Origin of the sequence: Mesorhizobium sp. M7A.F.Ca.US.006.04.2.1 (assembly GCF_004022915.1) — a bacterium.
Taxonomy (GTDB): Bacteria; Pseudomonadota; Alphaproteobacteria; order Rhizobiales; family Rhizobiaceae; genus Mesorhizobium; species Mesorhizobium ciceri.
On record NZ_RZQA01000942.1, the window covers coordinates 1 to 2,288 of the forward strand.

The 2,288-nt window shown below is 65.7% G+C and carries 2 protein-coding genes and 1 pseudogene; all 3 read left to right on the top strand.

What is annotated here, in order from left to right:
- Positions 1–194 (top strand): annotated as a pseudogene (locus tag EN925_RS32530) (5'/3'-nucleotidase SurE); the annotation flags it as partial.
- Positions 191–850, top strand: a complete 660-nt coding sequence (locus tag EN925_RS32535; RefSeq protein ID WP_027160428.1) for a protein-L-isoaspartate(D-aspartate) O-methyltransferase — start codon at positions 191–193, stop codon at positions 848–850. The pseudogene EN925_RS32530 and the gene EN925_RS32535, both read left to right, overlap by 4 nt.
- Positions 851–1,041: 191 nt before the next feature.
- Positions 1,042–2,288, top strand: a 1,247-nt coding sequence (locus EN925_RS32540; RefSeq protein WP_128337231.1) for a LysM peptidoglycan-binding domain-containing protein, incomplete at its 3' end; no start/stop codon positions are given.

Sequence of the window (2,288 nt, forward strand, 5' to 3'; positions counted from 1 at the left end):
CCCTGTGGGTCGACGAGCGCCGTGACGGGCGCGGCCTGCCTTACTACTGGCTGCGTTTCGGCCGCGAGCCGGTCGAAGGCAAGCAAGGCACCGACCTCTACGCCTTGCGCAACCGGCTGGTGTCGGTGACGCCGCTGCAGCTCGACCTTACCGCCCATGAAATCCGTGACCAACTGAGCAAGGCGCTCGCATGAACCAGGGCCTCCCGATCGACGACCGCGAAGGTTTTGCCGCCTTTCTGCTGCGTCTGCGCGGCCGGGGGACTGTGCCGAAGGCGCTGATCGCGGCCTTCGAGGCGACGCCGCGGCGCGGCTTCCTGGCGGCCCAGTTCCATCAGATCGCCTGGTCGGACCGCATGCTGCCGATCGAATGCGGCGAGGCGATCGAAGGCGCCGACATGCAGGCGGCGGTGATCGCCGCACTCACCATCGAGCAGGGCAACCGCGTGCTCGAGATCGGCACCGGCTCGGGCTACACCTCGGCGGTGATGTCGCGGCTGGCCGCTCGGGTCATCACCACCGATCGCTACAAGACGCTCGCCGAGCAGGCGCGGCAGCGCTTCGAGGCGCTCGGCATCGGCAATGTGATCGTGCGCCACGCCGATGGTTCCGGCGGGCTGCCGAATGAAGGGCCATTTGACCGCATCGTCGCCTGGGCTGCCTTCGACAGCCTGCCGCGTTTCCTGCTCGACCAGTTGTCGAGCGGCGGTATCGTCATCGCTCCGATCGGCCCCGAAGAGGGCGAACAGGTGCTGGCCAAGCTGACCAAGGTCGGCAGCCGCTTCGAGCGCGAAGACATCGGCCTCGTTCGCCTGCAGCCGATCCTGCGCGGTGTTGCCGCTATTATCTAGCGCGGATGTCGATGTTCGGCCGCGTCGTGCGCCCGTCTTCGACCCCGGCTGGCCTGACCCGAAATCTTCGCACGGCTCGCTCTCTAATATTTTAAGAAAAATTGCGTCGGATTCCATGAGGTTAACCGTCGAGTAACATTAACGCGCTTTAATCATGCCTAGTTTGTACCGGGTATGTGCGGGTTAGTGCGATGCAACTCAGTGTTTTGAAGACAAACGGTCGCAATCTGGCGCGAGGCTGCGCCATTCTGATGGTCGCGGGTGCTGCTGCGGGGTGCAGTTCCCAGGTTTCGCGGTTCAATGGCGTCGACGACGTCTTTACATCCTCGACCAACAATCAGCGCGCCATCATCAACAAGCAGGATGCCGTACAGCAGCCCTATCCGGGCGATGTCGCCGCCGCTCCGATCGATGGCAGCCATACACAATCGGTCAGCCGCTCCAGCCTCGAGCCGGTCTCGACGCGGCCGCTGCCGCCGCCCGTTGCCCAAGCGCAGCAGGCGCCGGCATCGAAGCCGGTGCGCACCGCATTGGCCCCGGCACCGCATGTCGACAGGACCACGACCGGCACCGTCGCTCCGGCGGCGTCGCCTTTCAAGGTTTCGCAACCTGACGAACCCCGCGTGGCTGCTTCCGGCACTCCGCATGCAACCGAGATCGTCGTCAGGGACGGCGAAACGATCGGCGGCCTGGCGCAGCGCTACAAGGTGCCGTCCGACGTGATCATGAAGGTCAACGGGCTGAGCGCGACCAAGGGGCTAAAGACCGGCCAGAAGCTGGTCATCCCGGCCTATGCCTATTCCAGCAAGAGCGAGGCGAAGGTCGCGGATGCCAAGCCGGCGAAAGACGGCAAGCACAACCTGCCGGCCACTGCGCCGGACAAGGTCGCCGTTCTGCCGCAGCAGCCGAAGCCTAAGGAAGGCAAGTCCGCCGCTCAGGTCGACGCGTCGGCCGCAGCAAACCAGCCCAAGGAGCCCAAGCCGCAGGTTGCCAAGACGACCGGCGCTGCTGGGACCTACACGGTCCAGTCGGGCGACACGATGTCTTCGATTGCCAGGAAGACCGGCGTCGGCGTCGTTGCCCTAAAGCAGGCCAACGGGATGAAGGACGGACTGCTCAAGATCGGCCAGACCCTGAAGGTGCCGGCCGGCGGAACCGCGACCGTCGCCGCTGCCAAGCCGGCCAAGGTCGATCCGGTGACGACGGCCACCACGCAGCCCGCGGCAAAGACCACGCCGTCTGAAACGCTGGCGTCCTACACGCCGCCGAAAAAGGATTCGAAGGTCATCCAGCAGGCCGAGGCCGACGATGCCGTCGCGCCTGATGCCACCGGCATCGGCAAGATGCGCTGGCCGGTGCGCGGCCGCGTGATTTCCGGTTTCGGCTCGGGCAAGGACGGCGTCGATATCGCCGTGCCGACGGGCACACCGGTCAAGGC